This window comes from Enterobacter sp. GD03975, assembly GCF_029838645.1.
GTDB lineage: Bacteria > Pseudomonadota > Gammaproteobacteria > Enterobacterales > Enterobacteriaceae > Enterobacter > Enterobacter quasihormaechei.
The window spans coordinates 328,349-353,616 of record NZ_JAOBZC010000001.1 but is presented as its reverse complement, the minus strand read 5'-3'; the positions used below and the strand labels follow the sequence as shown (position 1 = coordinate 353,616).

General features: G+C 54.9%; 25 protein-coding genes. 18 read left to right on the top strand and 7 right to left on the bottom strand.

Annotation, left to right across the window (positions count from 1 at the left end; all coding sequences use genetic code 11):
- Positions 1–96: 96 nt before the first annotated feature.
- Entirely contained in the window at positions 97–687 is a 591-nt protein-coding gene (locus N5C09_RS01595) for a TetR/AcrR family transcriptional regulator (protein WP_279748320.1), read from the top strand.
- On the opposite strand, the gene sapF is transcribed toward N5C09_RS01595, so the two are convergent.
- The 6 genes from sapF to pspF form a co-directional block, all read right to left on the bottom strand.
- Positions 684–1,490 (bottom strand): putrescine export ABC transporter ATP-binding protein SapF, encoded by an 807-nt coding sequence (sapF, locus tag N5C09_RS01590; RefSeq protein ID WP_003856838.1) that lies wholly within the window; start codon positions 1,488–1,490, stop codon positions 684–686. The two genes, N5C09_RS01595 and sapF, sit on opposite strands and share 4 nt — an antisense overlap.
- A gap of 1 nt (position 1,491) precedes the next feature.
- Positions 1,492–2,484 (bottom strand): putrescine export ABC transporter ATP-binding protein SapD, encoded by a 993-nt coding sequence (gene sapD / locus N5C09_RS01585; protein ID WP_063866571.1) that lies wholly within the window; start codon positions 2,482–2,484, stop codon positions 1,492–1,494.
- On the bottom strand, positions 2,484–3,374 hold the full coding sequence (gene sapC / locus N5C09_RS01580) for a putrescine export ABC transporter permease SapC (protein ID WP_063452289.1): 891 nt from the start codon (positions 3,372–3,374) through the stop codon (positions 2,484–2,486). Before sapC ends, sapD begins: the two co-directional genes overlap by 1 nt.
- The gene (gene sapB / locus N5C09_RS01575; RefSeq protein ID WP_279748319.1) at positions 3,361–4,326 is read right to left on the bottom strand and encodes a putrescine export ABC transporter permease SapB; all 966 of its coding nucleotides are present in this window, start codon (positions 4,324–4,326) and stop codon (positions 3,361–3,363) included. The genes sapC and sapB overlap by 14 nt, the downstream gene beginning before the upstream one ends.
- Positions 4,323–5,963, bottom strand: coding sequence for an ABC transporter substrate-binding protein SapA (gene sapA / locus N5C09_RS01570; protein ID WP_193032774.1), 1,641 nt, complete (start codon positions 5,961–5,963; stop codon positions 4,323–4,325). The genes sapB and sapA overlap by 4 nt, the downstream gene beginning before the upstream one ends.
- 88 nt (positions 5,964–6,051) lie before the next feature.
- Positions 6,052–7,029 (bottom strand): phage shock protein operon transcriptional activator, encoded by a 978-nt coding sequence (gene pspF, locus N5C09_RS01565; protein WP_279748318.1) that lies wholly within the window; start codon positions 7,027–7,029, stop codon positions 6,052–6,054.
- Positions 7,030–7,195: 166 nt separating this feature from the next.
- On the opposite strand from pspF, the gene pspA reads away from it, so the two are divergent.
- The 15 genes from pspA to N5C09_RS01490 all read left to right on the top strand — a co-directional run bounded on the left by pspA (position 7,196) and on the right by N5C09_RS01490 (position 21,616).
- Positions 7,196–7,864 (top strand): phage shock protein PspA, encoded by a 669-nt coding sequence (gene pspA / locus N5C09_RS01560; RefSeq protein WP_279748317.1) that lies wholly within the window; start codon positions 7,196–7,198, stop codon positions 7,862–7,864.
- Positions 7,865–7,913: 49 nt separating this feature from the next.
- The gene (pspB, locus tag N5C09_RS01555; RefSeq protein ID WP_063452294.1) at positions 7,914–8,138 is read left to right on the top strand and encodes an envelope stress response membrane protein PspB; all 225 of its coding nucleotides are present in this window, start codon (positions 7,914–7,916) and stop codon (positions 8,136–8,138) included.
- A complete protein-coding gene (gene pspC / locus N5C09_RS01550; RefSeq protein WP_063452295.1) occupies positions 8,138–8,497 on the top strand; it encodes an envelope stress response membrane protein PspC in 360 nt (119 codons plus the stop codon). The genes pspB and pspC overlap by 1 nt, the downstream gene beginning before the upstream one ends.
- A 12-nt stretch (positions 8,498–8,509) precedes the next feature.
- Complete coding sequence (gene pspD / locus N5C09_RS01545) at positions 8,510–8,734, top strand: phage shock protein PspD (RefSeq protein ID WP_063866575.1); 225 nt, start codon at positions 8,510–8,512, stop codon at positions 8,732–8,734.
- A 184-nt stretch (positions 8,735–8,918) separates the two neighbouring features.
- On the top strand, positions 8,919–10,616 hold the full coding sequence (locus tag N5C09_RS01540; RefSeq protein ID WP_279748316.1) for a sugar phosphorylase: 1,698 nt from the start codon (positions 8,919–8,921) through the stop codon (positions 10,614–10,616).
- Positions 10,617–10,629: 13 nt separating this feature from the next.
- Entirely contained in the window at positions 10,630–11,922 is a 1,293-nt protein-coding gene (locus tag N5C09_RS01535; protein WP_279748315.1) for an ABC transporter substrate-binding protein, read from the top strand.
- Between the two features lie 21 nt (positions 11,923–11,943).
- Complete coding sequence (locus N5C09_RS01530; protein WP_102750156.1) at positions 11,944–12,825, top strand: sugar ABC transporter permease; 882 nt, start codon at positions 11,944–11,946, stop codon at positions 12,823–12,825.
- Positions 12,812–13,654 carry a carbohydrate ABC transporter permease gene (locus N5C09_RS01525; RefSeq protein ID WP_063866579.1) on the top strand — a complete coding sequence of 281 codons (843 nt, stop codon included), beginning with the start codon at positions 12,812–12,814 and terminating at the stop codon, positions 13,652–13,654. Before N5C09_RS01530 ends, N5C09_RS01525 begins: the two co-directional genes overlap by 14 nt.
- A gap of 28 nt (positions 13,655–13,682) precedes the next feature.
- Positions 13,683–14,735 carry a zinc-binding alcohol dehydrogenase gene (locus N5C09_RS01520; protein WP_279748314.1) on the top strand — a complete coding sequence of 351 codons (1,053 nt, stop codon included), beginning with the start codon at positions 13,683–13,685 and terminating at the stop codon, positions 14,733–14,735.
- 17 nt (positions 14,736–14,752) lie between these two features.
- The gene (locus tag N5C09_RS01515; protein WP_279748313.1) at positions 14,753–15,541 is read left to right on the top strand and encodes a sugar phosphate isomerase/epimerase; all 789 of its coding nucleotides are present in this window, start codon (positions 14,753–14,755) and stop codon (positions 15,539–15,541) included.
- Positions 15,542–15,552: 11 nt separating this feature from the next.
- A complete protein-coding gene (locus N5C09_RS01510) occupies positions 15,553–16,611 on the top strand; it encodes a Gfo/Idh/MocA family oxidoreductase (RefSeq protein ID WP_279748312.1) in 1,059 nt (352 codons plus the stop codon).
- The gene (locus N5C09_RS01505; RefSeq protein WP_279748311.1) at positions 16,605–18,884 is read left to right on the top strand and encodes a glycoside hydrolase family 65 protein; all 2,280 of its coding nucleotides are present in this window, start codon (positions 16,605–16,607) and stop codon (positions 18,882–18,884) included. The genes N5C09_RS01510 and N5C09_RS01505 overlap by 7 nt, the downstream gene beginning before the upstream one ends.
- Complete coding sequence (pgmB, locus tag N5C09_RS01500; RefSeq protein ID WP_279748310.1) at positions 18,874–19,539, top strand: beta-phosphoglucomutase; 666 nt, start codon at positions 18,874–18,876, stop codon at positions 19,537–19,539. Before N5C09_RS01505 ends, pgmB begins: the two co-directional genes overlap by 11 nt.
- 13 nt (positions 19,540–19,552) lie before the next feature.
- Positions 19,553–20,635, top strand: coding sequence for an ABC transporter ATP-binding protein (locus N5C09_RS01495; RefSeq protein ID WP_107535455.1), 1,083 nt, complete (start codon positions 19,553–19,555; stop codon positions 20,633–20,635).
- A gap of 66 nt (positions 20,636–20,701) precedes the next feature.
- Entirely contained in the window at positions 20,702–21,616 is a 915-nt protein-coding gene (locus N5C09_RS01490) for an OmpG family monomeric porin (RefSeq protein WP_063866586.1), read from the top strand.
- A 33-nt stretch (positions 21,617–21,649) separates the two neighbouring features.
- Here the strand turns inward: N5C09_RS01490 and N5C09_RS01485 are convergent, their stop codons facing one another.
- Positions 21,650–22,660 (bottom strand): LacI family DNA-binding transcriptional regulator, encoded by a 1,011-nt coding sequence (locus N5C09_RS01485; RefSeq protein WP_279748309.1) that lies wholly within the window; start codon positions 22,658–22,660, stop codon positions 21,650–21,652.
- Between the two features lie 154 nt (positions 22,661–22,814).
- On the opposite strand from N5C09_RS01485, the gene N5C09_RS01480 reads away from it, so the two are divergent.
- Positions 22,815–24,212 carry a YcjX family protein gene (locus N5C09_RS01480; RefSeq protein ID WP_112791805.1) on the top strand — a complete coding sequence of 466 codons (1,398 nt, stop codon included), beginning with the start codon at positions 22,815–22,817 and terminating at the stop codon, positions 24,210–24,212.
- On the top strand, positions 24,209–25,261 hold the full coding sequence (locus tag N5C09_RS01475; protein ID WP_279748308.1) for a YcjF family protein: 1,053 nt from the start codon (positions 24,209–24,211) through the stop codon (positions 25,259–25,261). The genes N5C09_RS01480 and N5C09_RS01475 overlap by 4 nt, the downstream gene beginning before the upstream one ends.
- The last annotated feature ends 7 nt before the right edge of the window (positions 25,262–25,268 follow it).

Below are 25,268 nucleotides of genomic sequence, written 5' to 3'. Positions count from 1 at the left end.
ACTTAAGAGAAGTAACATACGCGATGTATGTGAAAAAAGGTAATTCACATACGCCGCGTATGTCAAATTAAAAATACCGCTTTTATAGGAAGTTCTATGGCTACGAAACGTCGTGCTGAAACGGCTCAGGAAAATCGCGAAAAAATGATTCAGGCGGCGCGGAAGGCTTTTGCTGAAAAAGGCTATGCCGCAGCGTCGATGGATGAACTGACGGCAAGCGTGGGGTTAACGCGCGGCGCGCTGTATCATAATTTTACCGATAAGAAAGGATTACTGGCGGCGGTAGTCGCGCAGATAGACAGCGAAATGGCGGCCAACGCGAAAGCCATTGCCGCAGCCGCAGACGATGACTGGGAGCGCCTTCTGGCGGAAGGTATCGCCTACATCAACATGGCGCTCGTTCCGGAAGTTCAGCGCATCGTGCTGCTTGACGGCCCGGCCGTACTGGGCGATCCGGCGCAATGGCCCAGCCAGAACAGCTGTCTTGAGTCCACCCGCCAGACCATCGAAACATTAATCGAACGCAACGTGCTTAAAAAAATGGATGCAAAAGTCGCAGCCCATTTGCTAAACGGCGCTGCGCTGAATGCTGCCCTGATGATTGCCGCGAGCGATGAGCCGCAGAAGACGCTGCCGCATGCTATTGAGGTGTTTACTCTGCTGGCAAGCGGGTTACGCAACGGCTAACGATCTTTCCGCCACGCGTCCGCCGTCAACGCTTCACCAAAGTGTCCGGCAATCAGGCGTTTTGTCAGGTCGTGGAGCGGGGAGGCCAGCACGTCAGCGGTACTGCCGCGCTCAACCACTTCACCCTGGTGCATCACCAGCACCTGATCGCTGATGTGCTTCATCATGCCCAAGTGCTGGGTCACGTAGATATACGAGATCCCCTGCTTTTCCTGTAGCTCCAGCATCAGGTTAATGAGTTGCGAACGCATCGACATATCCAGCGACGCCAGCGCTTCGTCGGCGATAATCACCTTCGGGCGCAGGATCAGCGCGCGGGCCAGACCGAGACGCTGCTTTTGGCCCGGAGCCAGCATGTGGGGGTAATAGCTCACGTGGTCGGGCAGGAGTCCTACCAGACGCAGTGTTTCGACAATCCGTTTGCGACGCGCTTCCGGCTCCAGGTCGGTATTCAACCGCAGCGGGAAGTCCAGGATCTGGGAAATACGCTGGCGCGGGTTGAGGGACGTCGACGGATCCTGAAATATCATCCGGATGCGCTGACTGCGGAAAGAGTAGTCACCAAATTCCAGAGGATGATCGTCAATCAGTATTTCACCGCCACTCGGCTCTACCATGCCCGCGAGCATTTTTGCGAGGGTCGATTTGCCCGAACCATTTTCACCGATAATCGCCAGCGTTTGCTTTTCGCGCAGCGTGAAGCTTAGCGGTTTAACCGCCTCGACGGTCTGACGGTGAAACAGGCCTGTACGATAGCGAAAGGTCTTACTCAGGTTACGCACTTCCAGTAAGGTTTCGACCATTTCACTCTCTCTCCATGTTCAGCGGGAAATGACAGGCAAACAGATGGTTTTTCGGCCCTGTCAGGCGCGGTGTTTCAATACATTTACGCTGAGCATACGGGCAACGCGGACCCAAACGGCAGCCAATGGGCAGCGACTCCAGCAGGGGGATCGCGCCGGGCAGGGTATTCAGACGGCTCTTGTGCGGCATCGCGCTGCCAAAGTCAGGGATCGCCCGAATCAGCGCCTGCGTGTAGGGATGATGCGGCGTCGTCACCAGGTCTTCACTTGGCGCGGTTTCTACCGTTTGTCCACAGTACATCACGTCAATTTTATCCGCCCACTTGCTGAGCATTTGCAGGTCATGGCTGATCAGCAAAATGGTGGTGTTGTTATTCTGATTCAGACGCGTAAGAAGGCGGAAAATCTGCGCCTGGGTCGTTGGCTCCATCGCGTTCGTGGGTTCATCCGCAATCAGCAGACGCGGCTGATTGGCCAGGGCGATAGCTATCATCACTTTCTGGCATTCACCGTCGGTCAGCTCATACGGAAAGCTGCGCATTGCGTCTTTATGATCTTTGATCCCGACGCGGTGCAATAGCTCAACGGCACGGCGCTTACGCCAGCCGAAACGCTGCCACCAGCGGCCTTTATAGGTCCAGCCGGGAATATTCTGCATCAGCTGTTTGCCCACGCGCTCGGACGGGTCAAGACAGGATTGCGGCTCCTGGAAAATCATCGAGACGTTATGGCCCACCAGCTTGCGGCGTTCTCGCGGGGAGAGACGCAACAGATCGATGTCGTCGAAGCGCATACGGTCGGCGGTGACGCGCCAGTTGTCTTTCGACACGCCGCAAATGGCTTTGGCGATCAGGCTTTTACCTGAACCCGATTCGCCCACCAGACCGCGGATTTCGCCTTCTGCAAGGGTAATGCTGATGCGATCCACGGCTTTAACCCAGCCTTCACCCGTTTTGATTTCGATGGTGAGGTTACGGATATCAAGTAACGGCATTATTGCACCCCCGCATTGATTGCGCGGCGGATCCCGTCGCCCAGCAGATTGATAAGCAGAACGCTCACCATAATGGCCGCGCCCGGCAGCATGACCGTCCACGGCGCAACGTAAATCAGCTCCAGCGCATCGCCGAGCATAGCGCCCCATTCCGGAGAAGGGAGCTGCGCGCCAAGGTCAAGGAAGCCCAGCGCCGCGATATCCAGAATCGCCATCGACAGGGCGCGGGTGATCTCCGTCACCAGCCCGGCGGCAATATTAGGCAGCACGGCAAACCACAGAATATTGAACGTGGTGGCACCGTCCAGACGGGCGGCGACGACATACTCTTTCTCCAGTTCGTCATGAACCAGGCTGTAAACCGAGCGCACCATACGCGGCAGAATCGCCAGCCAGACGGCAAACATCGCATGCGTTAGGTGCGGCCCCGCGAAGGCCACGACGATTATCGCCAGCAGCAGCGAAGGAATAGAGAGCAGGGTATCCAGAATATGGTTAAGCACGGCTGAGCGCAGCCCGTGGGTTGATCCGGCAAAAATACCCAGCGCCAGGCCGCAGATCGCCGCGGCAAGCGTCACCACAAATGCGCCGCCCACCGTAGGGGCCGCGCCGCTCAGCAGACGGCTTAGCACGTCGCGTCCGAGATCGTCAGTACCGAGGAAGAAAGAAACCTCCCCGTAGCGCGACCATGACGGCGGTAAAAGCTGGTAGCCAAGGAACTGCTGATCGATGCCATACGGCGCAAACCACGAACCCAAAACGCACAGCAACACGAGGCCAATGCAGCCGTAAAAGCCGATCATTGCCGTGGTGTCGCCGTAAAAATTACGCCACACGGTACGTAGCGCACCGGGCGTGCGCTTTTCGCTGTAGACGTTATCGTAAGGCATACCATTCCTTATGCTTCAACGGGTTGGCCATGGCACCCAAAATATCGGAAACAACGTTAACAATAATAACCAGTGAGCCAATCACCATCACGCCGGCGGAGATAGCCGCATAGTCCTGCTGGCGAATCGCGTTGATCATCCAGCGCCCAAGGCCCGGCCAGCTGAAGACCATCTCGGTGATCATCGCCAGCGTCAGCATGGTTGAGAATTGCAGCCCAAGACGGGGGATCACCGGCGGCAATGCATTGTGCAGCACGTGGCGGCGCAAAATCGTCAGACGAGACAGTCCGCGCGTGGCCGCGGCTTTAACATAGTTTCGCTCGAAGACTTCGATGGTGCTGATACGCATCAGGCGGATCACTTCGGTGGTGGGCGCGACGGCCAGCGTGAGCACCGGCAGCACCATGTGGCGCAACGCGCTTACGATCATTTCGTCGCGCCAGACCGAATCAGAAAGCCAGGCGTCAACGATGGCGAAGCCGCTCACCGTATGCACGTTATACAGCAGATCAAAACGCCCCGACACCGGCAACCAGCCCAGCGTCAATGAGAAGAAGAGGGTTAGCAGCAGCGCCAGCCAGAAGACTGGGATAGAGAAGCCAATTAAGGCAAGCGCGCTGATGAATTTATCCTGCCATTTATTGCGATAAATTCCCGCCAGCATCCCCACCGGGATCCCCACCATAAGGGCAAAGCCGAAGGCGAGTATACACAGCTCCATGGTGGCCGGGAACACCACCTTAAGCTGCTCGGAGATGAGCTGTCCGTTGATGCTGGACACGCCGAAATCCCAGTGCAGCAGGCCGTTAAACCAGAACAGCCAGGCGTCCCAGAGGGATGAGCCCTGAAGCGGAGCGTGCGGCGTAAAGTAGCTAAGGCTAAAGCCGACAAAGGTCAGTAGGAACAGGGTGACCAGCAGTAACAGCAGCCGACGCAAGGTAAAGATAATCATGGCTTTTTCACCTCTTGCTCTTTCTCACGGGTCACGCCCGCGAAGGAGGCGTTACCAAACGGGCTAAGTACCAGCCCTTTAATATCGTAACGGTAGGCCTGAAGGCGCAGGGAAGAGGCAAGCGGCAATACGGGAAGCTCTCTGGCCAGAATATTTTGCGCCTCATCGTAGGCTTCAATGCGTGACGCAAGCTGCTGGGACGCCAGCGCTTTTTGCAGCACGGCATCAAATTCACGGTTACACCAGTGGGCATAGTTGGTCTGGGAATTTATCGCTGCACAGCTCAGTAGCGGACGGAAGAAGCTGTCCGGATCGTTACTGTCGGTAGACCAGCCAGCCAGCGTTAAGTCGTGGTTCATGTCCATCAGCCGCGCCTCCTGGAAACGGCCTTCGACCGGAACGATGATCACCTTAACGCCCACCTGCGCCATATCTGCCTGCAACAGCTCGGCGGTTTTCAGCGGGCTGGGGTTCCACGCCTGAGAGCTGGTAGGCACCCAAAGCTGTAGCGTCAGGTTTTCTGCCCCCAGCGCTTTAAGCTGTTCGCGCGCTTTGGCCGGATTATATTCCGTGATCTTCGCCTCGCCGTCATAGGCCCATGAGGCACGCGGCAGAATCGAGGCGGCGGTTTCCGCGGTACCGTAGTAAATCGACTGCATCAGACGCTGATTATTGATCGCTAACGCCAGCGCATGGCGCACGGCCGGATTATTCAGCGGCGGCTTATCGGTGTTAAATGCCAGATAAGCGATGTTCATTCCCGGGCGCAGGGTCAGGCGCAGGCGAGGGTCGTCGCGCAAAATCGTTAACTGGCTGGCCGCAGGCCACGCAAGGACGTCGCACTCGCCGGTCAGCAGCTTGGAGAGGCGGCCAGTTCCTCCTGAACCCAGATCAACGATAACCTGCGGCATCAGCGGCTTGCCGCGCCAGAAATTATCGTGACGTTGCAGGCGAATGTATTGTCCGGCGCGGTACTCAGCCAGCTGGAACGGCCCTGTGCCCACGGGCTCACGATCGAGGCGTTCCTGACGATCCTTTTTCGTCAGCTGATCCGCGTACTCCGCTGACATGACGGAGGCGTAATGCGTCGCCAGGTGCCAGAGGAAGGAGGCGTCCGGGTGCGTCAGGCGAAACTCAACGGTACGGTTATCCAGCTTGCGCACGCTTTTGACCGTGTCCGCGAATTGCAGACTGTCGAAATAGGGGAAGTTACTGCCGTTGACGTTATGCCAGGGATGATTGCGGTTGAAGATGCGCTGGAAGGTGAAAACCACGTCATCCGCGTTGAGCTTGCGGCTTGGCGTAAACCACGGGGTGTGCTGAAAAGCAACATCATCGCGTAGACGGAAGCGGTATGTTGCCCCGTTATCCATCACTTCCCAGCTTTCGGCAAGCTCCGGAACCAGCCGATAGGTATAAGGATCGACGTCGAGCAGGCGATCGTAGAGCTGTGCGGCCAGCGTATCAACAATCAGGCCGCTCCCGGCCTTTTGCGGATTAAAGGTATCAACTTGTCCGCTGACGCAATAGACGAAACCACTCTCACGGATATCAGGGGGCACAGCGCGATCGGGCGCAGCAAAGGCCAGATTGCTGAACAGACCGAGTGCAAACAGGGACGATAAAACCAGGCGCATAGTTTTTAAGGTTTTTAGATTCGATCTGCAAAGTGTATCGCACTTACGCCTGCTTCGTAAAAATGTCTGGGGGTAAGTGCTGATAATGTCAGCGCATTTGATGTTTTTTGAGCAATGCCCTTAACTGATGGTAGGTCAGACCCAGCAGTTCAGCCGCCCGTTTCTGATTATATTTCGCCTCTTTCAGGCTCTGCTCGAGCAACTGCTGCTCCTGCTGATGCTGGAACTGGCGTAAATCGAGCGGCAACGCCGGACCCTGCTGGCGCACTGCCGGGGCAGGGGCCTGTTGAACCTCGCGCCGAAACGGATCGAGTATAATGTTGTCCAGCTCGGACTCGCTGCTGCCATGACGGTAAACGGACCGTTCCACCACGTTTTTGAGTTCACGAATATTTCCCGGCCAGTGGTAACCGAGCAGGGTCTCGGTGGCCTGTTCGCTAAAGCCCGGAAAGAGCGGCAGGCCCAGTTCCCGGCACATCTGAATGGCAAACTGATCGGCCAGCAGCATGATATCGCTACGTCGCTCCCGCAGCGGCGGCAGCTGAACGACATCGAAAGCCAGCCTGTCCAGCAGGTCAGCGCGGAATTTGTCCTCTGCCACCATTGCGGGCAGATCGGCGTTAGTGGCGCACACCAGGCGAACGTTGACCTGGAGCGGCTGACTACCGCCAACGCGTTCCAGTTCGCCATACTCTATGACGCGCAGCAGCTTTTCCTGCACCAGCATCGGCGCTGTGGCCAGCTCGTCGAGGAAAAGCGTTCCGCCATCGGCGCGCTCAAAACGGCCGGGATGGCGTTTTTGTGCGCCGGTAAAGGCGCCGGCTTCATGACCGAAAAGCTCCGTGTCGAGCAGATTTTCATTCAGTGCCGCGCAGTTAAGCGAAATAAAGGGACCGTCCCAGCGGCCAGACAGAAAGTGCAGGCGGTTAGCAATGAGTTCTTTACCGGTTCCACGTTCCCCGATGATTAGCACCGGTTTATTCAGCGGCGCGAGGCGTGACACCTGTTCAAGCACTTCCAGGAAGCTGTTCGCTTCGCCAAGCAAATTGTCTTTGTATTCAGCCATGATGAAATTAACCACTCCTTAGTGATATTCACCAGGTGAGAATAGTCTCTGGCTGGGTGAATATCAATCAGATTCAGTAAAATCAATAAGATAAAAAGTTGGCACGGGAATTGTATTTACTACACAGCAGGGCATCGCCCGATAACAGAACTATGAGGATTGAATTATGGGTATTTTTTCTCGTTTTGCCGACATCGTGAACGCCAACATCAACTCGCTGCTGGAGAAAGCGGAAGATCCGCAGAAGCTGGTGCGCCTGATGATTCAGGAAATGGAAGACACGCTGGTTGAAGTACGCTCCACCTCCGCCCGCGCGCTGGCAGAGAAAAAGCAGTTAACGCGTCGTATCGAGCAGGCGACTGCCCAGCTCAACGAGTGGCAGGAAAAAGCTGAACTGGCGCTGCGCAAAGATAAAGAAGATCTGGCCCGCGCTGCGCTGATTGAGAAGCAGAAGCTGACCGAGATGGTTGCCACGCTGGAACATGAAGTGACGCTGGTGGATGATACCCTGACCCGCATGAAGAAAGAGATCTGTGAGCTTGAAAATAAACTCAGCGAAACCCGTGCGCGTCAACAGGCGCTGGCGCTGCGCCATCAGGCTGCAAGCTCGTCCCGCGACGTGCGTCGCCAGCTGGACAGCGGCAAACTGGATGAAGCGATGGCGCGTTTCGAATCGTTCGAACGCCGTATCGATCACATGGAAGCGGAAGCCGAAAGCCACAGCATCGGTAAGCAGAAAACCCTCGATCAGCAGTTTGCTGACCTGAAAGCCGATGATGAAATTAGCGAGCAGCTGGCTGCGCTGAAAGCCAAAATGAAACAAGATAATCAATAATAATTCCTGCGGCACCTGAGCGTGCCGCATCGCAAGACAAGGAGTACACATGAGCGCGCTTTTTCTGGCAATACCCCTGACAATTTTTGTGCTGTTTGTTCTGCCCATCTGGTTATGGCTGCACTACAGCAACCGCACTTCACGCGGTGAGCTGTCGCAGAGTGAACAGCAGCGGCTGGCGCAGCTCTCTGCTGAGGCAAACAAAATGCGCGAACGTATTCAGGCGCTGGAAGCTATCCTGGATGCGGAACACCCGAACTGGAGGGAGCGTTAATGGCTGGACTGAATCTGAATAAAAAATTGTGGCGCATTCCACAGCAGGGCATGGTACGGGGCGTTTGCGCCGGGCTGGCACACTATCTGGATGTCCCGGTAAAACTGGTCCGCGTGGTCACCGTATTGTCGATTTTCTTTGGCCTGGCCTTTATTACTCTGGTGGCATACATCATTCTGTCGTTTGTACTCGATCCTATGCCGGACGGTGAACTGGATGCAGAGAACACGCCAACCAGCAGCGATCTCCTCAATGCGGTAGACGAGCAGCTGAGCGCAGGGGAGAAGCGATTGCGCGAGATGGAACGTTACGTCACCTCCGATACCTTTACGCTGAGAAGTCGTTTTCGTCAGCTTTAAGAGAGAACACACATGAAACAAAACTGGCAACAGGCCGGTCAGAAGGTAAAACCCGGCCTGAAAATCGCAGGTAAACTGGTTCTGATGACGGCGTTACGTTATGGTCCGGCGGGTGTGGCGGGCTGGGCGATCAAGTCTGTTGCCCGTAAGCCGGTCAGAATGGTGCTGGCGGTCGCACTGGAGCCGCTATTAAAGAAACTGGCGAAACGCGTTTCCCGCCGCTACCTTTCACGCTAATCCCTCGCGCAAAAGCCCTTTCTCGCTCAGAGAGAGGGCATGAATTTCCCCTCTGCTTTTTCTCGTTCTTTGCGGCAGCTCACATTACTGCGTTGCGCTGCTTTGAGAATGCCTTTTTCAGCCCACAGGTGCGTTGACAGATATTTTTCATGGGAGTAGATTGCCAGTCCGTGGGACCGCTACCATGGAAAATAAAGTGAACGCAAAAATTAAAAAACTCATCAATCATATTTACGGTGAATCATTTTCAGATGCACACCTGAACGTGTTATTAACGAAGCTTGAAAAGGCGGCGGTTAATATTACGGAAAAGCGTAAGTCAGGCTGGGATGAAAAAGACGTTGTTCTGATTACCTATGCCGATCAGTTCTCCGCGAAAGGGGAGAAAGCATTACCGGTATTTACCCGGTTCTATAATGAATGGCTTTCTCGCACGTTTTCCCATGTTCATCTTTTACCTTTTTATCCGTGGTCGTCAGATGATGGATTTTCCGTTATCGATTATCACAACGTTGCACCTGAAACGGGTACCTGGCAGGATGTCGCGGAATTAAAACAGTCAGCCAGCTTAATGTTTGACTTCGTTTGCAACCATATGTCAGCGAAAAGCGAATGGTTTGCTCATTATCTGGCGCAGAAGCCCGGCTATGAAGATTTCTTTATTTCAGTCGACCCCGAAACCGATTTATCCGCAGTGACGCGTCCACGTGCCTTGCCGCTGCTGACGCCGTTTACGCTGCATGATGGCAGCGTTCGTCATCTGTGGACCACATTCAGTGAAGACCAGATCGACCTCAACTTTGCCTCGCCGCAGGTGCTGATTGCCATGGTGGACGTACTGCTCCATTACCTTGCAGAAGGGGCGCGTTACATCCGACTGGATGCGGTCGGTTTTATGTGGAAGATCCCTGGAACAAGCTGCATCCATCTGGAACAAACCCATTGCCTCATCCAGTTATTCCGCGCCATTACGGATGCCGTTGCACCCGGAACGGTGATCATCACTGAGACAAATGTTCCACACAAAGACAATATCTCTTACTTCGGTGATGGTGAAAATGAAGCCCAGATGGTCTATCAGTTCTCCTTACCGCCGCTGGTGCTGCATGCCGTTCATCGTCAGGACGTTAAAGCCCTTAGCCAGTGGGCGGGGTCGCTGGCGCTGCCTTCAACACACACCACCTGGTTTAACTTCCTGGCCTCGCATGATGGTATCGGTTTGAACCCGCTGCGCGGCATTCTTCCGGAATCAGAGATCCTCTCGCTGGTCGAGAAGCTTCAGCAGGAAGGCGCGCTGGTCAACTGGAAAAATAACCCTGACGGAACGCGAAGCCCCTACGAAATTAATGTCACCTATCTTGATGCCTTAAGTTTACAAGACAGTTCTGATGATGAGCGTATTGCCCGGTTCATCCTCGCGCATGCTGTATTGTTAAGTTTTCCAGGCGTACCGGCGGTTTATATTCAGAGCATTCTTGGTTCGCGTAACGATTATGAAGGTGTTGAACGCCTTGGCTATAACCGCGCGATTAACCGGAAAAAATACACGGCGGGGCAGGTCGATAGCGAACTGAATAATAAGAAGAGTATTCGTTCTCAAATTTATTCTCGTTTGAGTGAGCTTATCGCTATTCGTCGCGGGGAAAGTGCATTCCATCCAGACAGTCAGGCTGTTTTCGACGCAGTGGGTGAACAAATTCTTAAAATTATCCGCGTTGCTGAAAATGGCGAACGTATTACAGCATTATTTAATTTTAGCAATAAAATGCAGACCGTTTATGAGCAAACGCTATCTGGTAAGGAATTACTATCAGGACAACATATTAGCGGTACGGATCTGACCCTCAATCCATGGCAGGTAATGTGGATTAAAGAAAACTAAAAAGGACCCTAAAATGAAAATGCCCAAAATTGTGCTGTTATCAGCACTGGTTTCGTGCGCCCTGTTATCAGGCTGTAAGGACGATAAAGCATCTCAGGTCACCATTGAGTTTATGCACTCGTCGGTGGAACAGGAACGCCAGGCGGTGATAACGAAACTGATCGAGAAATTCGAGAAAGAAAACCCGACGATTACGGTGAAGCAGGTACCCGTTGAAGAAGATGCCTACAACACCAAGGTCATTACGCTGGCCCGTACCGGTGCGCTGCCGGAGGTGATTGAGATCAGCCATGATTACGCCAAAGTCATGGATAAAGAGCAACTGCTGGATCGTGACGCCATCGGCCGCGCCATCAAGTCGGTGGGCGAAGAGACATTTTACGACGGCATTTTACGTGTGGTTCGCACGGAAGATGGCAGCGCATGGACGGGGGTGCCGGTTAGCGCCTGGCTGTCCGGCATCTGGTATCACAAAGATGCGCTCGGAGCCGCGGGTATTGAAGAGCCGCACAACTGGGAGCAACTGCTGAAAGCCAGTCAGGCACTCAACGATCCGGCTAAAAAACATTACGGTATTGCGCTTCCAACCGCAGAAAGCGTTATGACCGAGCAGGCCTTCTCGCAGTTTGCCTTGTCGGGCGGCGCCAACGTCTTTGATGCAAACGGCAACGTGGAAATCGATACCCCTGAAATGTCGAAAGCGCTGGCATTTTATAAGGCACTGGCCGCGACCACAATGCCGGGTTCGAACGATGTCATGGAGATCAAAGACGCCTTCATGAACGGCTCTGCGCCTATGGCCGTGTATTCCACCTATATCCTGCCTGCGGTCTACAAAGATGGCTCGCCGGCCAACCTTGGCTTCGTGGTCCCGACGGAAAAATCCTCAGCCGTCTACGGCATGATTACCTCATTGACCATCACCACCGGTCAGACCGAAGAAGAAACGCAGGCCGCCGAGAAATTTGTCACCTGGATGGAGCAGGCTCAGAACGCCTCTGACTGGGTCATGATGTCTCCGGGCGCCGCGCTACCGGTCAATAAACTCGTGGTGGGCACAGATTCCTGGAAAAACAACGACGTGATCAGGGCCTTTGGTCAACTGCCATATGAGCTGATTGCGCAGTTCCCGAACGTCCAGGTGTTTGGTGCCGTGGGCGACAAAAACTTTACCCGCATGGGAGACGTTACCGGGTCCGGCATTATCAGTTCCATGGTGCATAACGTGACGGTGGGACAAAAAGATCTCAATGCGACGTTAAGCAACAGCCAGAAAAAACTGACTGACCTGATATCACAACGATAGGAGCGCTTTGCGAAGGGAATTATGAAGACGTTGTTTTCTGGTCGTTCAGATATGCCTTTCGCCATGCTGCTGTTGGCCCCCAGCCTGATTTTGCTGGGGGGCCTGGTGGCCTGGCCAATGATTTCCAATATTGAAATCAGTTTTTTACGTTTACCGCTGAACCCGCGTATTGATGCGGCGTTCGTCGGCCTGGATAACTACATTCGCATTTTGGGCGATGCCGCGTTCTGGCACTCCCTGTGGATGACGTTCTGGTACACGGCGCTGGTAGTGATCGGCAGTACCGGGCTGGGGCTGGCCGTGGCGATCTTCTTTAACCGTGAATTCCGTATGCGGAAAACGGCGCGTTCGCTGGTGATTCTGTCCTACGTGACGCCGTCTATTTCCCTGGTGTTTGCCTGGAAATACATGTTCAACAACGGCTACGGGATTGTGAACTATCTGGGCGTTGACCTGCTGCATCTCTATGACCAGGCACCGCTATGGTTCGACAATCCGGGCAGCAGCTTTGTGCTGGTGGTGCTGTTCGCCATCTGGCGCTACTTCCCGTATGCCTTTATCTCGTTCCTCGCGATTTTGCAGACCATTGATAAATCACTGTACGAAGCGGCAGAGATGGATGGCGCCAATGCCTGGCAGCGTTTTCGCATCGTCACGCTGCCCGCCATCATGCCGGTGCTGGCAACGGTGGTCACGCTGCGAACCATCTGGATGTTCTACATGTTCGCGGATGTTTATCTGCTGACCACGAAGGTCGATATTCTGGGCGTGTATCTTTACAAAACGGCCTTCGCATTCAATGACCTGGGCAAAGCGGCTGCGATCTCCGTTGTGCTGTTTGTGATCATCTTCGCCGTCATTCTGCTGACCAGAAAAAGGGTAAACCTCAATGGCAACAAATAAACGCGTACTGGGCCGCATCGGTTTTTATCTGGGGCTGGCGGTATTTCTGATTATCACGCTGTTTCCGTTTTTTGTGATGTTAATGACGTCGTTTAAAAGCGCGAAAGAGGCGATATCGCTGCATCCGACAATTCTGCCGCAGGAGTGGACGCTTCAGCATTACGTCGACATTTTTAACCCGCTGATTTTCCCGTTTGTGGATTACTTCCGTAACAGCATGGTGGTGTCGCTGACCTCCTCGGTCATTGCGGTGTTTCTCGGCACGCTGGGCGCTTATGCGTTGTCCAAACTGCGCTTTAAGGGGCGCACGACGATCAATGCGAGCTTTTACACCGTCTATATGTTCTCCGGGATCCTGCTGGTGGTGCCGCTGTTCAAAATCATCACCGCGCTCGGCATTTATGACACCGAGCTGGCGCTGATCGTCACTATGGTGACTCAGACGTTACCGACAGCGGTCTTTATGCTGCGCAGCTACTTCGACACCATCCCGGACGAAATTGAAGAAGCCGCCATGATGGACGGCCTGAACCGCCTGCAAATTATCTTCCGCATCACCGTGCCGCTGGCGATCTCTGGCCTGGTGTCGGTCTTTGTTTACTGCTTCATGGTGGCGTGGAATGACTATCTGTTCGCCTCCATTTTCCTGTCCAGCTCCAGCAACTTTACGTTGCCGGTTGGGCTGAACACGCTCTTCAGTACGCCAGATTACATCTGGGGCCGAATGATGGCGGCATCGCTGGTGACGGCGCTCCCGGTCGTCATTATGTATGCCCTGTCTGAACGTTTTATTAAAAGTGGTTTGACCGCCGGCGGCGTGAAGGGCTGAGGCGGCCGATTTTAACAAGGAGTGAGTCATGAAAAAATTAGTTGCGACAGCGCCCCGTGTAGCGGCGCTGGTTGAATACGAAGATCGTCCTGTTGCAGCGCATGAGGTGAAAATTCGCGCCCGTTATGGCGCGCCGAAGCACGGCACCGAAGTCGTGGATTTTCGTGCGGCAAGCCCGTTCATTGATGAAGAGTTCAACGCCGAGTGGCAGATGTTTACCCCACGTGAAGAAGGGGCAGCGCGCGGCATCGAATTTGGCAAATTTCAGCTGGGGAACATGATCGTCGGCGACATCATCGAGTGTGGCGCAGACGTCACGGAATACCAGGTCGGCGACAGTGTCTGCTGCTACGGCCCATTGCAGGAGACGGTCATCGTCAACGCGGTGAACAATTATAAGCTGCGCAAAATGCCGCAGGGCGCGTCCTGGAAAAACGCTGTTTGCTACGATCCGGCGCAGTTCGCCATGAGCGGCGTGCGTGACGCTAACGTCCGCGTGGGGGATTTCGTTGTGGTTGTCGGGCTGGGCGCGATTGGCCAGATCGCCATTCAGCTGGCGAAAAAGGCCGGTGCGTCCGTGGTGATTGGTGTCGATCCTATCGAACATCGCTGTGACATCGCCCGCCGTCACGGTGCTGACCACTGCCTGAACCCAATCGGTACCGATGTCGGTCTTGAAATTAAGAAACTGACCGGCAAACAGGGTGCGGATGTGATCATCGAAACCAGCGGTTTTGCGGATGCGCTGCAATCTGCGCTGCGCGGGCTCGCCTACGGCGGCACGATCTCTTACGTGGCGTTCGCTAAACCGTTTGCGGCGGGCTTCAACCTGGGCCGCGAAGCGCACTTCAACAATGCGAAGATTGTCTTCTCCCGCGCGTGCAGTGAACCGAACCCGGACTATCCGCGCTGGAGCCGCAAGCGCATTGAAGAGACCTGCTGGGAACTGCTGATGAACGGTTATCTCAACTGTGAGGATCTCATCGACCCGGTCGTCACCTTCGCCACCAGCCCGGACAGCTATATGAAGTATGTCGATCAGCACCCGGAACTGAGCATCAAAATGGGCGTCACTTTTTAAGCTAAGGAAAGCAAATCATGAAGATCGCAACACAAAACCAGGCCTTTTTCCCAACCAACATCATGGAAAAATTCAAATACATCAAAGCGATGGGGTTTGATGGCTATGAAATTGATGGCCGCCTGCTGGTGGAAAATCTCGATGAAGTTAAAGCCGCTATTAAAGCCACCGGCCTGCCGGTGACCACGGGGTGTGGCGGATACGACGGCTGGATCGGGGATTTCATCGAAGAACGCCGTTTGAACGGCTTACAGCAGATCGAACGCATTCTGGAAGCGCTGGCGGAAGTGGGCGGAAAGGGGATCATCGTGCCGGCGGCCTGGGGGATGTTTACCTTCCGTCTGCCGCCAATGACCTCGCCACGCAGCCTGGACGGTGACCGCAAAGCGGTTAGCGCCTCCTTGCGCTGGCTGGATGAGGTCGCCGCGCGTACCGGGACCACCGTCTACCTGGAGCCGCTGAACCGTTATCAGGATCATATGATCAATACGCTGGCCGACGCGCGTCGTTATATCGAAGAGAACGGCCTGAAGCACGTGCAGATCATCGGTGATTTCTATCATATGAACATTGAAGAAGACTCGCTGACGGATGCGCTGCATCAGAACCGCGATCTGCTGGGCCATGTGCACATTGCTGATAACCACCGCTATCAGCCGGGCAGCGGCAGCCTCGATTTCGCCAGCCTGTTCGATCGACTGCGTGCCGATAACTATCAGGGTTATGTAGTGTACGAATGCCGGGTTCGTGCCGACGATCCGGCCAAGGCCTATCAAGACTCACTCAATTACCTGCGTGAATGCTAAGGATGACGAGCGTGATGAGTGCTTCTACACCTTTGCCTCTGCGCGTCGCCATCATTGGCGCCGGGCAGGTTGCAGACAAAGTGCATGCCTCGTATTACGCCTCGCGCAGTGATGTTCAAATGGTGGCTGTCATGGACAGCCGCCCTGAACAGGCACAGGCGTTCGCGGAACGTTATGCTATTCCATCGGCATGGCAGGACGCTCACGAGATGTTGCAGACAGTAAGACCGGATGTGGTGAGCGTCTGTTCGCCTAACCGGTTCCATTTTGAACACGTCATGGCGGCCCTCGAAGCGGGTTGTCATGTGATGTGTGAAAAGCCGCCGGCGATGACGCCGGAACAGGCCGACCAGATGCGTATTGCGGCGCGTAAGGCTGGAAAAGTCCTCGCGTATGATTTTCATCATCGCTTTGCCCTGGATACCCAGCTGCTGCGTGATGCGGTGATGAACGGCACGCTCGGTGAAGTCTACTTTACCTCGGCGCAGGCGCTGCGCCGCTGCGGTGTACCGGGTTGGGGCGTATTTACCAACAAATCGCTCCAGGGCGGCGGACCGCTAATTGATATTGGCATTCATATGCTGGATGCCGCCATGTACGTCCTGGGTTTCCCGGCGGTGAAGCGGGTGACCGCGCACAGCTTCCAGAAGCTCGGAAACCAGAAACACAGCGGCCAGTTTGGCGAGTGGGATCCCACACAGTTTACCGTTGAAGATGCCCTGTTTGGCACGATCGAGTTCTGCAACGGCGGCGTTCTGCGTCTGGATACCTCCTTTGCGCTTAACATCCGCGAGCAGTCCGTCATGAACGTTTCCTTCTGCGGTGAGAAAGCGGGCGCAACGCTGTTCCCGGCGCATATCTATAACGACGAAGCCGGAGTTTTGGAAACCCTTGCCCAGCGTGAAGAGGCGGACGATCGGCGCCATCTGCGCAGCATGGATGCCTTCGTACGGCATGTCCTGGGTGAGCCCGTGATGATCGCTGACGCAGAGCAGGGACTGGTTATTCAACAGCTTGTCGCCGCGCTTTATGAATCCGCAGAAACAGGGGAAAGCGTGACATTATGCTGAACGTATCTGTATTAACCGATCCGGGATTTTGTCCTCACAGCCTGAATAAATATGCCTCAGTCATGACCTGCGGTAATGGCTACATGGGCATTCGCGCTGCGCATGAAGAAGATTACACCCTGCAAACCAGGGGCATGTATCTTGCCGGCCTTTATCATCGCGCGGGTCGCAACGAGACCACTGAACTGGTCAACCTGCCGGATATCACCGGTATTGATGTTGAGCTGGACGGCGTCAATTTCACCCTCCTTTCAGGGGAAATACTTGAGTGGCAGCGCGAGCTGGCCTTTGCAAACGGCGAACTGCATCGCAACGTTGTCTGGCGTTCACCCAACGGCAAACGCTATCGGCTGGAGAGCCGTCGTTTTGTGTCGCTGGACCAGCTGCCTTTAGTGGCTATGCAGCTTGCAATCACCCCCCTTGATGCCCCCGCGCAGGCCGTGCTGAAAACCGGTATTGATGCGACGCAAACGAACAGCGGCAGACAGCATCTGGATGAAATCTCGGTCAGGGTCTTTGACCAGCATTACATGCAGGGCGTGTATGAAACGCAGGACCGGGCTTCTGAGATTGTGGTTTCGGCGTTTTGCCAGCTCTCGACGAAGAGCGACAGCTGCTTCACCGCCAAAAATCGTCGGCTCAGCGTGCATCATTCGCTGACGATTGCCGAAAGTGACACTGTCATGCTTGAGAAGATCGTCTGGGTAACGCATCGCAGCGATAAAGCGCTGTCGCAGGAAACTTTCGCGCGCAACGCGCTGGCCGATCTCAAAGTCTGTGCGGCAAGAGGCTACGAGGCGCTGCGTGAGAGCTCAGCGTATGCCTGGAAAGACGTCTGGCGCGACGCCCGTGTGGAAGTGACTTCCCCGGAGCAACAGGATCAGCTGGCGCTGGATTACGCCGTCTGGCACCTGACGACAATGACGCCTGCCCATGATGAGCGAAGCAGTATCGCCGCAAAAGGGCTGACGGGTGAGGGGTACAAGGGGCACGTCTTCTGGGATACCGAAATTTTCCTGCTGCCGTTCCATCTGTTTACCCGTCCAAAAATTGCCCGCAGCCTGCTGCGCTATCGCTGGCTTAATCTCTCAGGCGCCCGTGAAAAAGCGCGTCGTAACGGCTGGCCGGGCGCGCTGTTCCCGTGGGAAAGCGCCGCCAGCGGACAGGAAGAGACGCCTGAGTTCGCGGCAATTAACATTCGTACCGGGGTTCGCCAGAAGGTGGCTTCCGCACTTGCTGAACACCACATCGTGGCAGATATCGCCTGGGCCGTCGTCGCTTACTGGCAGGCGACGCATGATGATGCCTTTATGCGTCACGAAGGCCTGACGTTGCTGATGGACACCGCTTCGTTCTGGATGGGACGCGCGACGGACGTCAATGGTCGTCTGGAAATCCATGACGTGATCGGACCGGACGAATACACCGAGCATGTTAACAACAACGCCTACACCAACTATCTGGCCTGGCACAACGTGGCCTGTGCGCGCCAGTTTATGACGATGTTCGGGCGTGACGATGCGCGTTTTACGGAAAATGCCGAGACGTTTCTGGCGCGTTTGTGGTTACCGGAGGCCAATGCAGAGGGTGTGATCCCGCAGGATGATACCTTTATGACAAAACCGGCCATCGATCTGAGCCGCTACAAGGCCAAAGCGGGTAAACAGACCATTCTGCTCGATTACTCCCGCGCGGAAGTGAACGAGATGCAGATCCTGAAGCAGGCCGATGTCGTGATGCTTAACTACCTGCTGCCGGAACGGTTTACGCCGCAGCAATGTGCCGCCAATCTGGCGTTCTACGAGCCGCGCACGATTCATGATTCGTCACTGAGTAAAGCCATTCACGGCATTGTGCTCGCGCGCTGCGGTGACACCGAGGGGGCCTATGCGTTCTGGCGTGACGGTATCGCCATCGATCTGGGGGACGACCCGCATAGCAGCGATGACGGTATACATGCTGCGGCCACCGGCGCGATCTGGTTGGGGGCGATTCAGGGGTTTGCCGGGATGCACATTAGCGACGGGGAACTGCATCTTGCGCCGAAGCTGCCCGCTCACTGGCGGAAACTCGCCTTCCCGCTGCGGTGGCGCGACGCAACAATACACATCACCTTTGAAGATGATCTGTTAACCATTGAAACTACTGCCCCCGTCACGTTGACGCTGTGGGGTCAAACGCTGAACGTATCGGGGCGGAAGGTATGTGCGCATCAGGACTTTCTTGCACCTGTTAATGGGACCGCTACCACGGAGGGGCGCCATGATGCTTAACGCTGTTGTATTCGATCTGGACGGGGTGATCACCGATACCGCGCACCTTCACTTTCTGGCCTGGCGTGCCGTGGCCCAGGGGATCGGGATCACCTTCGACGAAGTGTTTAACGAACAACTGAAGGGAATAAGCCGCATGGATTCTCTTCAGCGCATCCTGAAGCACGGCGGGAAAGCGGGGATGTTCAGTGAAGAGCAGTGTCTGGCGCTAGCAGCCAGGAAAAACGCGCTCTATGTCCAGTCGCTGGCGTCTCTGACGCAGGATTCGCTGCTTCCGGGTATTCGCGAGGTGCTGGCGGATATTCGTGCTGCGGAGGTCAAAATTGGGCTGGCATCCGTATCGCTTAACGCCCCGGGGATTTTGCATGCGCTGGGTATTCATCAGGCCTTCGATTTTTGCGCCGATGCTTCCCGGATCCTCCGCTCAAAGCCGGACCCGGAGATCTTCCTCGCGGCATGTAAAGGACTGAACGTGCGTCCTGAAGAGGCCATCGGTATTGAAGATGCCGCCGCGGGGGTGGATGCGATCAACGCCGCAGGAATGCTGTCGGTCGGGATTGGACCTGGCCTGGACCATGCGGGATTACAACTTCATTCAACGCAGGAGCTGACCTGGGAACGCCTGACGGCGTTCTGGGCATCCCGGGCGTACTGATAAGGAATTTATAATGGCTCAACTGTCTCTGAAACACATTCAGAAAATCTATGATAACCAGGTCCACGTGGTTAAGGATTTTAATCTCGAAATTGAAGACAAAGAATTTATTGTCTTCGTCGGTCCATCGGGCTGTGGTAAATCCACGACGCTTCGAATGATTGCCGGCCTCGAGGAGATCAGCGCAGGTGAACTGATTATTGACGGGGTTTGCATGAATGATGTTCCCGCCAAATCTCGTGATATCGCGATGGTTTTCCAGAACTATGCGCTCTATCCGCATATGACGGTCTACGACAACATGGCGTTTGGCCTGAAGATGCAAAAAATTGCCCCCTCCATCATCGAAGAACGCGTTAGCTGGGCGGCCCAGATCCTGGGCTTACGCGACTATCTCCAGCGTAAACCTGGCGCGTTGTCCGGCGGTCAGCGCCAGCGCGTGGCGTTAGGCAGGGCGATAGTGCGCGAAGCCGGGGTTTTCCTGATGGATGAACCGCTGTCAAACCTTGATGCCAAGCTTCGTGTGCAAATGCGCGCTGAAATCAGCAAGCTGCACCAGAAGCTCAATACCACCATGATTTACGTGACGCACGATCAGACGGAAGCCATGACGATGGCGACCCGCATCGTGATTTTAAAAGACGGCATCATCCAGCAGGTGGGCGCGCCGAAACAGGTCTACAACGAGCCCGCGAATATGTTCGTGGCAGGGTTCATTGGTTCACCTGCGATGAACTTTATTCGTGGCGCGATCGACGATCGCTATTTCGTGACGGAAACGCTGCGCCTGGAGATCCCGGAAGACAAGCTCGCCGAACTGAATGCACAGGGTTACCAGCGTAAAGCGGTCGTCTTTGGGATCCGTCCTGAAGACATTCTTACTCTACAGCGTAGCGGTGAAAACGTTACGGCGAAAATCAGCGTCGCGGAACTCACCGGGGCAGAATTTATGCTGTATGCCACCGTGGGTGGGCATGAACTGGTGGTCCGTGCGGGTGCAGCGGATGATTACGTCGCAGGAGATATTATCGGCATCCAGTTCGATATGAGTAAGTGCCATTTCTTCGATGCTGAAACTGAAGCAGCAATTAGATAAGAAAGGTGTTCGCCGGAAATGAAAATTTCCGGTTTTTTTGTGAGTTAATTATAAAGGAATATTTTAATGAGTACTCTACTAAGAAGTGCTGCGCTCGTTCTGTGCGCAGGGGTTAGCTGCGCGCAAGCAACAGAAACAGCAAAACACTGGGAGTTTAATATTGGTGCCATGTATGAAATTGAAAACGTCGAAGGGCAGGGTGACGATAAAGATGGATTATATGAACCTTCCGTGTGGTTTAACGCCACGTATGATGCGTGGACCATTTCACTGGCCATGTATCAGGAAGGCCCGGTTGATTACAGCAGCATGACGCGCGGCACCTATTTCGATCGCCCTGAATTCGAATTACGGTATCGCTTCATTGGCACCGATGATTTTACGCTGGGTCTTACGGGCGGTTTCCGTAATTATGGATATCATTTTAAAGATGAACACGGTGCGAAAGACGGCAGTGCTAATATGCAGCGCTACAAAATTCAGCCAGACTGGGATCTGAAATTAACCGATGACTGGCGTTTTAGCGGTTGGTTTGCCATGTATCAGTTTGCGAATGACCTGGGAAAAACCGGTTATTCTGACAGCCGTGTTGAAACGGAAACCGGTTTTACCTGGACAATAAACGAAACCGTCTCTGCAAAAGTTAATTACTATTTAGAGCGTGGTTTCAATATGGACAGTTCACGTAATAACGGTGAATTCTCCACCCAGGAAATTCGTGCCTACCTGCCGGTTTCATTAGGCCAGACAACGCTTACGCCTTACACCCGTCTGGGGCTCGATCGCTGGTCAAACTGGGACTGGCAGGACGATCCAACCCGTGAAGGGCATGACTTCAACCGACTGGGGCTGCTCTATGCTTACGACTTTGCGAATGGCCTTTCCATGACGCTCGAGTATGCCTACGAATGGGAAAATCATGACGAAGGTGACAGCGACCGCTTCCACTATGCGGGTGTCGGCGTGAATTACGCGTTCTGATGACGTGATACCAGGGGCGTTTGCCCCTGGTTTTTAGCGTAACGAAGCCGCATCTGTAAAGTGGGTTTCAACCAACACCTTATGCGGCGCAGGTTTACTTGCAATGCACTTGAATAAAAGAGTGCAGCTCTCTTCGCCCAGCTTTCTCGTTGGGATATCAAAGCCGCCGGGTGCAGGGGTCAAGATGAGAGACAGCATCGGGTCGCTGTATCCTGCCATGGCAACCTGCTCCGGGATCGTCAGATTTAGCGCATCCGCGGCACGATAAAGACTCAGCAATTTCATGCTGTCAGTTGCAAAAACCGCATCGGGCGGGTTGTCTGAGGAGAGGAGCTGGCTGGCCGCCTTAAGCGCGCTTTCGTGGGTATATCCGCCATCGATAATCCAGGCTGGGTTAATTTCGATGCCGTGTTTCTCAAGGCTGGACTTATAGCCCGCCAGGCGATCGATAGAAACGTGATAATCGAGCGGGGCATGCAGGCAGGCAATTTTGGTGCGGCCATGCTTGATAAACGAGTCTGTTAATATGGCACTGTCGCGGAAATTATCCGTATCGACAGAATAGATATTCTGGTAATTCCCTTCCACTTTACCAATAACAACCACGGGCACACCGTATTCATCCAGCGTCGAGAAAAAAGACTCGTTCGCCGGCGAGCTTAGCATGATGATCCCTTTGATCATCTTCTGCTTTATTTTACCCACGCATTTTTGCAGATCGTCTTCACTGCTTTTGGACGTTTGTAAAATAACATCAAAACCTTCCTCTTCTGCTTTTGCCGTTATGGCATGCAGTACATCAGAGAAAAAGGGATTTCCAGCAGTGGTTTTGGTTGAGCGGGTCGAAATAACCATAATGGCGTCGAAGCCAGAAGAGGTGAGTGCGCGGGCAAGTTTATTAGGCTGGTAATTTAATTCATCTATCGCCTTCAACACCTTTTCACGCGCTTCAGGAGAAATATTCGTTTGTTTATTCAGAACGCGTGACACGGTTGATTTCGAAACGCCAGCAACGCGGGCAATATCATAGATGGTGGGTGACATACACCTTACTCACTCCAGACGGACAGCAATTGCGCCCATCTTACTGGAGAGAAAACGGCAATAGCAATAATTAAGAATTGATAATCAACGATCTGCCCCAATTTACTGTATTCTGAAGTGACTCTTTTCAGGGTTCCAGCAATGAAGGACGGCGATGAAGCGACTTAAAAACGAATTCAATTCTCTGGTGAACCGTGGCGTTGATCGCCACCTGCGTCTTGCCGTGACGGGGCTGAGCCGCAGCGGTAAGACGGCATTCATTACGGCGATGGTCAATCAGCTGATGAACCTGCATGCGGGAGCGCGGCTGCCGCTGCTAAGCGCGGTGCGTGAGGAGCGGCTGTTGGGCGTGAAACGCGTACCGCAACGTGATTTTGGCATCCCCCGTTTCACCTATGATGAAGGTCTGGCACAGTTGTACGGGGAGCCTCCCGCCTGGCCCACCCCGACGCGTGGCGTGAGCGAAATTCGCCTTGCGCTTCGTTTCCGCTCGAATGAATCCCTGATGCGTCACTTCAAAGAAACGTCCACGCTGTATCTCGAAATTGTGGATTATCCGGGTGAATGGCTGCTTGATTTACCAATGCTGGCGCAGGATTACCTGAGCTGGTCCCGACAGATGACAGGTCTGTTGCAGGGGCAGCGGGCAGAGTGGTCGACCAAATGGCGCCAGCTTTGCGAAGGGCTGGATCCGCTGGCGCCGGCGGATGAAAATCGTCTGGCCGTCATAGCCGAAGCCTGGACGGATTACCTGCACCAGTGCAAACAAGAGGGGCTTCATTTTATCCAGCCGGGCCGTTTTGTGCTGCCGGGTGATTTAGCCGGCGCCCCCGCGCTCCAGTTTTTCCCGTGGCCGGACGTTGACAGCATCGGCGAATCGAAGCTGGCGCAGGCGGACAAGACCACCAACGCCGGTATGCTCCGCGAGCGATACAACTACTACTGTGAAAAGGTGGTTAAGGGCTTTTATAAAAATCACTTTTTACGCTTTGACCGCCAGATCGTGCTGGTGGACTGCCTGCAACCGCTCAACAGCGGGCCGCAGGCGTTCAATGATATGCGGCTGGCGCTGACGCAGCTGATGCAGAGTTTCCATTACGGACAGCGTACCCTGTTTCGCCGTTTGTTCTCTCCGGTCATCGATAAGCTGTTATTTGCCGCCACAAAAGCGGACCATGTGACAGTCGATCAGCACGCCAATATGGTCTCCCTGCTGCAACAGCTGGTGCAGGATGCCTGGCAGAATGCGGCTTTCGAAGGGATCGGCATGGATTGTCTGGGGCTGGCGTCCGTACAGGCTACGCAAAGCGGTTTGATTGACGTTAACGGCGAGAAAATTCCGGCCCTTCGGGGCAACCGCCTCAGCGACGGGGAGCCGCTCACGGTCTATCCGGGGGAAGTTCCCGCGCGTCTGCCGGGCCAGGCCTTCTGGCAAAGCCAGGGTTTTCAGTTCGAAGCCTTCCGTCCGCAGAGGATGAACGTTGACCAGCCACTGCCGCACATCCGTCTGGATGCGGCGCTGGAGTTTTTGATTGGAGATAAATTGCGATGACGGAACCGTTGAAACCACGCATTGATTTTACCGGTCAGCTTGATCAGACCCCGCATGAAGCGTTCAAAACGGCGCAAACCTTCAGCGGCCCGCAGGCCGACAACTTTGCTCCCGTGCTGACAGAGGAACCGCTGGTTGAAGAGGGGCAGGCGGAAGCGGTCGTTGACGCGGCACTGCGCCCGAAACGCAGCCTGTGGCGCAAGATGGTCACCGCCGGGCTGGCCCTTTTTGGCGCGAGCGTAATCGGGCAGGGCGTGCAGTGGGGCGTCAATGCCTGGCAAACCCAGGATTGGGTGGCGTTGGGTGGCTGTGCCGCCGGAGTGTTGATCGTTGGTGCGGGCGTAGGCTCAGTCGTCACCGAGTGGCGTCGCCTATGGCGTCTGCGTCAGCGCGCGCACGAACGCGAAGAAGCGCGGGATTTGCTACACAGCCACGGCACGGGAAAAGGGCGCGCATTTTGTGAAAAGCTCGCGGCTCAGGCCGGGATAGATCACGCTCATCCGGCGCTACAGCGCTGGTATGCGGCGATCCACGAAACCCAGAATGATCAGGAGGTGGTCACGCTATATGCCCATATTGTCCAGCCGGTACTGGATGCGCAGGCTCGCCGTGAGATCAGCCGTTCGGCGGCGGAATCCACGCTGATGATCGCCGTTAGCCCGCTGGCGATGGTGGACATGGCCTTTATCGCCTGGCGCAACCTGCGCCTGATTAACCGCATCGCCAGGCTGTACGGCATTGAGCTTGGCTATTACAGCCGTCTGCGCCTGTTCAAACTGGTGTTGCTGAATATCGCCTTTGCCGGGGCCAGCGAACTGGTGCGCGAGGTCGGAATGGACTGGATGTCGCAGGATCTCGCGGCGCGTCTCTCCGCGCGGGCGGCGCAGGGGATCGGTGCCGGTCTGCTGACAGCACGCTTAGGCATTAAAGCGATGGAGGTCTGTCGTCCACTTCCCTGGATCGACGGCGACAAGCCGCGATTGGGCGATTTCCGCCGCGAGCTGGTAGGTCAGCTTAAAGAGACGCTCAGTAAAAAACCTGTGCAGTGAGGATTTG